The sequence below is a fragment of the Paracraurococcus ruber genome, from assembly GCF_004353985.1.
In the GTDB taxonomy this organism is placed as follows: Bacteria; Pseudomonadota; Alphaproteobacteria; order Acetobacterales; family Acetobacteraceae; genus Paracraurococcus; species Paracraurococcus ruber.
Map to the genome: position 1 here is coordinate 1 of NZ_SMOA01000253.1, position 7,558 is coordinate 7,558.

Consider the following 7,558-nt stretch of genomic DNA (forward strand, 5'->3'; position numbering starts at 1 on the left):
GCCGCCGCCTGGCGCGCCAGCAGGCCCCAGCCGGCCAGCAGGTCGCGCAACGCGGCGGCGGACCCGGGCGGCAGCGGCCAGGCGGCGGGCGGCCGCGCCGCCCCGACATCGAGGCCGGAGAGGGCGAGCGCCGCCTTGACCACCGCGACATTGGCGCCGTTCTGCTCCTCCGCCCGCAGCGCCTCGAAGGCCGCGATGGCGGCGATGCCGGCATTCGCCCGGGCGAAGTCGCCGTCCCGCAGCGCCCGCAGGATGGCGACCGAACGGTCGGGGGCGAGGTTGATGAGGCCGGAGGTGAAGCCCGCAGTGCCCAGCGCCGTCATCGGCGGCGCCCAGGGCTCCGCCAGGCCGCAGATGAAGCCGATCCCGGGCCCGGCGCGGCGGATGGCCTGGGCGAGGACCATGACGTTCGGCGTCGCCCATTTCACCCCGACCACGCCTGGCACCCTGCACAGCGCCTCGATCGCCGGCAGGCCGATGCCGTCATTGCGGAGATACACCACCACCGGCAGCCCGGCCGCCTCCGCGACCTTCGCCACATAGGCGACGATGCCGCGCGGCGCGACGAAGGGATCCGGCGGCTGATGCACCATCACGGCGTCGGCGCCGTCCGCCCGGGCGCGACGGGCCAGGGCGCAGGCCTCCGGCAGGCTCCGGCCGATGCCGGCCACCACCGCCGCACGGCCGGCGACCAGCGCCGGCACCTCGGCCTGCATGCGCTCGGCTTCGGCGAAGGTCAGGCCGAAGAACTCGCCGGTATTGCCGTTGACGGTCAGCGCCTCCACCCCCGCCGCGGCGGCGCGGGCGATGATGGGCGCGAGGCGCTGCGGCGCGATCCGGTCCTCGGCATCCATGGGCGTGACAAGGATGCCGGAGATGCCGGTCAGCGCCGTGCGCAGGCGGTCCAGGGGCAGGGTCATGCGGAGCGCTTCCTTCTCGGCGCGGGGGGCAGCAGGCCGCCGACCGCGAGCGAGCGCAGGACATGCGCGCGCATCCTGGCCTCGGCCAGGTCGGGGTCGCGCGCCTGCAGCGCGGCGAGGATGCCGGCATGCTCCCGCAGCGCCCGCGGCAATTCCTGCGGCGTGGCGTTCAGGGCGCGGACGCGGCCGAAATGGTCGAAGGCGCGCAGCGCGGCGAGGGAGCGGATGAGGAAGGCATTGCCCGTCGCCTGGTGGATCAGGCCGTGGAAGCGCTCATTCGCCTCCGACACCTGCTCGGGCGCCGCGGCGGCGGTCGCGGCCTGCATCGCCGCCAGCTGCGCGGCCAGGGCATCCAGCGCCGCGGCATCGGCGCGCTGCGCCGCCAGGGCGGCGGCGGCGCCTTCCAGCGCGGCGCGGATGCGGCCCATCTCCGCCTGCCGGTCCGGCCCGAAATCGGCGACGACCGTGCCGCGGCGCGGCAGGGTCACCACCATGCCGTCCTGTTCCAGCCGCCGCAGCGCTTCCCGCACCGGCTGGGCGGAGATGCCGAGCGAGGCCGCGAGGCTGCGTTCGGAGATGCGGCTGCCGGCGGGAAGGGCGCCCTGGACGATGGCATCGCGCAGCCGGCGGAAGGCCCGCTCGGCCAGCGACAACGTATCCTCCTCGGCGAGCCTGGCGACCGGGTGCGGTGCGGCTGCGCTCATTCTGCATCTGCCATAGCAGATGGCAGCGGCGATGAAAACACCGCTAGCGGGCGGAACAGCGCTGGCCCTGCGACGTCCGGCGGTGGAGAACCACCAGCGACGCGCAGCGCGGAGAGGCGGCATGAGCGAGGATGGCAGGACCGGCGCCCCCGGCGCCGAGGATACGGCCGAGGACGGCTTCATGCTGCTGGAAGGATGGATGTTCGGCGCCCTGATGTTCGAGGCGGCGGCCGAGCGCATCGAGCAATTCCCGCCCGCCAACGACGACGCCGCGGAGGGCTGAGCGCAACGGGAGCGCGGGCGGCCCGCCTCCCTCCCTCCGGTTTCTCCCGCCTTGGGGTCGGGCAACCCCTCGACCCGGCCGGCGGCCCCGCGCGGCCGGGCGCCGCGCTCTTGTCGCCGCGCCGCGCCCCGGCCAGCATCGCGGCATGCAGCACATCGCCGATGCCGCGGCCGCGCTCGCCGCCGGCCGCATCTCCGCCGCCAGCCTGACCGACGCCGCGCTGGACCGCATCGCCGACCCGGCGGGGGAGGGTGCCCGCGCCTTCACCGCCGTGCATGCGGCGGCCGCGCGGGCCCAGGCGCAGGCGATGGATGCGCTGCGCCATGCCGGCCGCGCGCCCAGCCCCTGGGCCGGCATCCCCATCACGGTGAAGGACCTGTTCGACGAGCACGGGCACCCCACGCCCGCCGGGTCTGTGGTGCTGCGGGACGCGCCCCCGGCGGCGGCGGATGCGCCGGTGGTGGCGCGGCTGAAGCGCCTCGGCTTCGTCGTGCTCGGCCGCACCAACATGACGGAATTCGCCTTCAGCGGCCTGGGCGTGAACCCGCATTACGGCACGCCGCGCAGCCCCTGGGACCGCAAGACCGGGCGGCTGCCGGGCGGCAGTTCCTCCGGCGCCGCGGTGGCGGCGGCGGACCATATGGGCTTCGGCGGCCTCGGCACCGATACCGGCGGGTCCTGCCGGGTGCCGGCCGCCCTGTGCGGCGTGGTGGGGTACAAGCCGACCGCGCGGCGGGTGCCGATCGCCGGCGTGCTGCCGCTGGCCCCCTCGCTCGATTCGGTCGGGCCGCTGGCCCGCAGCGTCGCCTGCTGCCACCTGCTGGATGCGGTGATCAGCGGGGCGGAGGACCCGCCGGCCCTGCCGCATCGCCCGGTGGCGGGGCTGCGGCTGGGCCTGCCGCGCGGCACCTTCCTGACCGAGGACATGGATGCGCAGGTCGCCAACGCCTTCCACCGGGCGCTGGCCCGGCTGGCCGCGGCCGGCGCGCGGATCGACCTGTTCGACATCCCCGAGCTTGCCGAATTGCCGGCGGTGAACGCCGCGGGCGGCTTCGCCGCCAGCGAGGCCTGGGCCTGGCATCGCCACCTGGTCGCGGCGAAGGGCGGCCAATACGACCCGCGCATCCTGGCCCGCATCCGGCGGGGGGAGCGGATGTCGGCCGCCGACTACATCGACCTGGCGGGGCACCGTGCCCGGCTGGTCGCCGCGGTGGCGAAGCGCACCGCGGATTTCGACGCGGTGGTGACGCCGACCTGCCCGATCATCCCGCCCGCCATCGCCGCGGTGGAGCCGGAGGAGGCGTATAACCGCATCAACCTGCTGCTGCTGCGGAACACGGCGGTGGGCAATTTCCTCGACCGCTGCAGCATCAGCCTGCCGATCCAGCGGCCGGGCGAGGCGCCGGTCGGCCTGATGCTGACCGGCGAGACCATGGGCGATGCCGCGCTGTTCGGCGTGGCGGCGGCGGTGGAGGCGGCGCTGGCGGAGCGTTGAGCGGCAGTGCCACGCCCCCGCGCCACCGCTGCATTGCCGTATTGTAAGGCCGCTCACATCTCCCGTTGAGGCTGGCTGGGCGATGCTCCGCTTGTCGTCCTGATGCCCTTCCAGGGTTCGGACGGACGGCGTTCGGCGACAGCTATTTCCCGGCAAGCTGTCGCCAGACTGGCAGCCTCTCAGGCCGCCAACGGGCCGGCTGGATCCTTATCCGGCCGGCCCGCTTTCTTTTTCAGCGCGTCTTCGCCGTCGCCTGCGCGTCCAGCAGCGCCAACAGCCCTTCCAGCAATTGCGTCGGCGTCGGCGGGCAGCCGGGGATCACCAAATCGACCGGCAGGGCGGCGGCGATCCCGCCCTCCACGGCATAGCTGCCCTTGAAGACGCCGCCATCCACCGCGCAGTCGCCCACCGCCACCACGAAGCAGGGGTCGGGCGTGCAGGCGCGGGTGCGCAGCAGCGCCTCCCGCATGTTGCGGGTCAGCGGCCCCGTCACCAGCAGCACATCGGCATGGCGGGGGGACGCGACGAAGCGCAGCCCGAATCGCTCCAGGTCGTAGACCACGTTGTTGAGCGCGTTGATCTCCAGCTCGCAGCCATTGCAGCTGCCGGCATCCACCTGGCGGATCGCCAGGCTGCGGCCCAGCCTCGCCTGGGCGGTGGCGTCCAGCCGCTCGGCCAGGGCCTGCACCACATCGGCCGAGACGGCGGGCGCCGGGTCGGTCAGCGGCGGGCGGACCAGGGCGCGCGCCAGGCGGGGCCAGAGCATCAGCCCATCTCCTCGGTGAAGACCAGGACATTGCCGAAGGGGTCGGCGATGGGCATGTCGCGCCAGCCCCAGGGCCGGTCCTCGATCCCCGGCCGGGCGTGGCGGTACTGCTTCGCCAGCAGCTCCGCCTGCAGCGCATCCAGCCCGCGCATCCGCAGCAGCACGCGCGTGCCCGGGATGCCATCGCCGAAATGCTCGCTCAGGAACAGCAGCAGCCCGCCGCGCGAGACCTGGGCAAAGACCGGCAGGTCGGGCGCGAAGCGGTGCTCCCAGTCCCAGGCCATGCCGAGGAAGTCCCCGTAGAATTCCCGCGCCTTCGCCAGGTCGAAGATGCGGAGGATCGGGATCGTGGCCTCGAAGCGCGGCGTCACAGGTCGACCCCGCTGTAGGAGCAGTTGAAGCTCTTGTTGCAGAGCGGGAAGTCGGCGACGATGTTGCCCTCGATCGCCGCTTCCAGCAGCGGCCATTGCAGCCAGGACGGGTCGCGCGGGAAGACGGCGCGGACCACGCCGCCCTCGTCCAGCATCACCCAGTGCAGGCAGTCGCCGCGGAAGCCCTCCACCAGCCCGACGCCTTCCCCGGCGCGCTGCGGCAGCGGCACGGCCAGCTCCCCCGCCGGCAGGTCGGCCAGCAGGGTGCGGACCAGGCGGATGCTCTCCCCGATCTCGGCGATGCGCACGCGCACGCGGGCATCGACGTCGCCGGTCTCCAGCAGCGGCACCTCCGGCGGCCAGGCGTCATAGGGCGGGTAGGGAATCGCCTCCCGCGCGTCGAAGCCGCGGCCGCTGGCGCGGCCGACATGGCCGCCGGCCGCGAAGCGGGCGACCAGGTCCGGCGCGACGATGCCGGTGCCCACCACGCGGTCCTGCAGGCTGGCATGCGAGTCGTAGATCCGCAGCAGCGCCGGCAGCTCCGCCTGCACCACCGCGATCACGGCCAGGATCGCCTCGGCGCCGCCCGGCGCCAGGTCGTCCGTCACGCCGCCGGGCACGATGCGGTCCATCATGAGGCGGTGGCCGAACCCCGCCTGGCAGGCGCGCAGCACGCCTTCCCGCAGCGCGCCGCAGCGGGCATGCGGATAGGCGAAGGCGGCGTCGTTGCAGACGAAGCCCCAGTCGTTCAGGTGGTTGTGCAGCCGCTCCAGCTCGCACATCACCGCCCGCAGCGCCACCGCGCGCGGCGGCGGCGCGACGCCCAGCGCGCGCTCCACCGCCATCGCGAAGGCCCAGGCATGGGCGATGGTGGTGTCGCCGGACAGGCGGGCGGCGAAGCGCGCGGCGGCGCGGGCCGGCTTGCCCAGCATCAGGCCGATATGGCCCTTGTGCAGGTAGCCCAGCCGCGCCTCCAGCCGCGCCACTGCCTCCCCCTGGACGTGGAAGCGGAAATGCCCCGGCTCGATGATGCCGGCATGCACGGGCCCGACCGGGATCTGGTGCACGCCCTCGCCCTCCACGGGCAGGAATTCCGGCTGCGGCACCGGGAAGGGCGGGGCGCCCGGGCGCGTCGAGAGCGGCGCGGTCGCCGGCCAGCGGCCATGGTCCAGCCAGGGGCGGAGATCGACCGCGCCTTCCGCCACATGGCCCCAGAGGTCGTGCAGCATCCGCTCGAACCGCACCGCGCCGGGGCGGGCGGGCGAGAGGGCGGGGAAGCGCCCGTCGGCGGCGGGGCATGAGGCGAGCAGCAACCCGCCCTCCGCCGGGCTGCGGAAGGCGGCATGGATCATCGCCGGCTCGGCCCAGAGCGCCATGAGCTCGGGCGCCGGGTCGGCCGCCAGCGCCTCGGCCAGCGCGCCCCATTGCGGCCGGGTCAGCAGGAAGCGGGTCCAGGGGCGGCAATCCTGCGGGGCCCCGCGGCGGATGAGATCGAAGGCGGTCATCCCGGCACCTGCGCGCCGGCGGCCAGCAGGGCGGAGAGCGAGGCCGGCAGCGCCACGCCCAGCATCAAGGCGAGGCCGAGATGCAGCCAGAGCGCGCCGAGCGCGGTCCGCGCCGCCAGCGCTGCGGGCGGGTCCGCCGCATCCGGCGTCGGGTCGCCGAGGCAGAGCGCCTGCAGCGCCTGCACGAGGCCGGCCGCCGCCACCAGCAGCCCGATCCCGAGCGGCAGGATCAGCCAGGGCCGCATCGCCGCCGCTTCGGTCAGCAGCAGGAATTCGCTGGCGAAGAGCGCGAAGGGCGGCAGGCCGGCGACCGCGGCGATGGCCAGCGCCAGGCCCCAGCCCAGCGCCGGCCGCGTCACCGCCAGCCCGCCGATATCCGCGATCTTCTGCGAGCCCTTCACCTGCGCCGCATGGCCGATGCCGAAGAACACCGCCGACTTGCAGAGCGAATGGCCCAGCATGTGCAGCAGCCCCGCCAGGTTCGCGGTGGCGCCGCCCATCCCGAAGGCGATGGCGGCCAGCCCCATGTGCTCGATGCTGGACCAGGCGAACAGCCGTCGCGCATCCCGCCGCCGCCACAGCGCGAAGGCCGCCAGCAGCAGGGAGGCGAGGCCGAAGGCGACCAGGAAGGGCCCTGGCGGCACGGTGCCGGGATGCGCGGCGATGATCGCCTTGGCCCGCACCACCGCATGCAGCGCGGCATTCAGCAGCAGGCCGGACAGCACGGCGGAGATGGCGATCGGCCCCTCCGCCTCGGCATCCGGCAGCCAGGCATGCAGCGGGACGAGGCCGGCCTTGGTGCCGTAGCCCACCAGCAGGAAGACGAAGGCGAGGTTCAGCACGCCGGGGTCGCAGCGCGCCGCCAGGCCGCGCAGCACCGCCCAGGACAGCCCGTCATCGCCATGCCCGACCACCGGCTGCGCCGCCAGGTACAGCACGATGGTGCCGAACAGCGCCAGGGCGATGCCGACGCCGCAGAGGATGAACAGCTTCCACGCCGCCTCGATCGCCGGCGGGGTGCCGTGGACCGCGACGATCAGCACGCTGGCCAGCGTGGCGATCTCCACCGCCACCCACATGACGCCCATGTTGTCGGCCAGCAGGGCGAGCGCCTGGGCGCCCATGAAGACCTGGAAGGCGACATGGTAGGCGCGCAGCCGCAGCGGATCGAACCGCTCGGCCGCGACGGCGCCGAGCGAGAAGACGGCGGTGGTCAGGCCGATGACGAAGGAGAGGACGACCAGCGGCACGTTCAGCGCATCGACATGCGTCCAGCCCTGGTTGCCGCCGGGATGCGCCAGCAGGCCGAGGGCGAGCAGCAGGCTGGCGGCGGAGACGGCGATGTTCAGCAGCGCCGCCGGCCTTTCCCGCCGCATCGCCGCCAGCAGCAGCGCGCCCGCCCAGGGCAGGAAGACCAGCGCCCAGGAGAGCGGCATCACGTCGCGGCGCGCCCGCGCTGGCGCGCGGCCGCCCCCGGTCGCCGGCACCGCCCGGCGGGCGGCCCGGCTTCGCGG

8 protein-coding genes are annotated in these 7,558 nt (G+C 74.6%); 2 read left to right on the forward strand and 6 right to left on the reverse strand.

Translation table 11 applies throughout. From position 1 onward, the window contains the following. On the reverse strand, positions 1–920 hold a 920-nt coding region (locus E2C05_RS26010), incomplete at its 3' end, for a dihydrodipicolinate synthase family protein (RefSeq protein WP_133222570.1). Continuing rightward, entirely contained in the window at positions 917–1,624 is a 708-nt protein-coding gene (locus E2C05_RS26015; RefSeq protein ID WP_133222571.1) for a GntR family transcriptional regulator, read from the reverse strand. The genes E2C05_RS26015 and E2C05_RS26010, both read right to left, overlap by 4 nt. Positions 1,625–1,745: 121 nt before the next feature. On the opposite strand from E2C05_RS26015, the gene E2C05_RS33385 reads away from it, so the two are divergent. Together E2C05_RS33385 and E2C05_RS26020 are read left to right on the forward strand one after the other, a co-directional pair. After that, entirely contained in the window at positions 1,746–1,907 is a 162-nt protein-coding gene (locus tag E2C05_RS33385) for a hypothetical protein (RefSeq protein WP_158292372.1), read from the forward strand. A gap of 145 nt (positions 1,908–2,052) precedes the next feature. Continuing rightward, positions 2,053–3,402 carry an amidase gene (locus E2C05_RS26020; protein WP_133222572.1) on the forward strand — a complete coding sequence of 450 codons (1,350 nt, stop codon included), beginning with the start codon at positions 2,053–2,055 and terminating at the stop codon, positions 3,400–3,402. Positions 3,403–3,634: 232 nt separating this feature from the next. Here the strand turns inward: E2C05_RS26020 and E2C05_RS26025 are convergent, their stop codons facing one another. The 4 genes from E2C05_RS26025 to E2C05_RS26040 all read right to left on the reverse strand — a co-directional run. After that, complete coding sequence (locus E2C05_RS26025; protein ID WP_133222573.1) at positions 3,635–4,168, reverse strand: NADH-quinone oxidoreductase subunit B family protein; 534 nt, start codon at positions 4,166–4,168, stop codon at positions 3,635–3,637. Further along, positions 4,168–4,539: a glyoxalase superfamily protein gene (locus tag E2C05_RS26030; protein ID WP_240046894.1), complete on the reverse strand. Its 372-nt coding sequence runs from the start codon at positions 4,537–4,539 to the stop codon at positions 4,168–4,170. Before E2C05_RS26030 ends, E2C05_RS26025 begins: the two co-directional genes overlap by 1 nt. Further along, positions 4,536–6,044 carry a hydrogenase large subunit gene (locus E2C05_RS26035; protein ID WP_133222574.1) on the reverse strand — a complete coding sequence of 503 codons (1,509 nt, stop codon included), beginning with the start codon at positions 6,042–6,044 and terminating at the stop codon, positions 4,536–4,538. Before E2C05_RS26035 ends, E2C05_RS26030 begins: the two co-directional genes overlap by 4 nt. Further along, positions 6,041–7,558: hydrogenase 4 subunit F (locus tag E2C05_RS26040; RefSeq protein WP_338045197.1), on the reverse strand; the 1,518-nt coding region annotated here is incomplete at its 5' end. The genes E2C05_RS26035 and E2C05_RS26040, both read right to left, overlap by 4 nt.

Bases quoted from the DNA above. Each gene is read 5' to 3' on its own strand.
- E2C05_RS26015 (WP_133222571.1), bottom strand. From the start codon at position 1,624: ATGAGCGCAGCCGCACCGCACCCGGTCGCCAGGCTCGCCGAGGAGGAT.
- E2C05_RS26020 (WP_133222572.1), top strand. From the start codon at position 2,053: ATGCAGCACATCGCCGATGCCGCGGCCGCGCTCGCCGCCGGCCGCATC.
- E2C05_RS33385 (WP_158292372.1), top strand. From the start codon at position 1,746: ATGAGCGAGGATGGCAGGACCGGCGCCCCCGGCGCCGAGGATACGGCC.
- E2C05_RS26035 (WP_133222574.1), bottom strand. From the start codon at position 6,044: ATGACCGCCTTCGATCTCATCCGCCGCGGGGCCCCGCAGGATTGCCGC.
- E2C05_RS26025 (WP_133222573.1), bottom strand. From the start codon at position 4,168: ATGCTCTGGCCCCGCCTGGCGCGCGCCCTGGTCCGCCCGCCGCTGACC.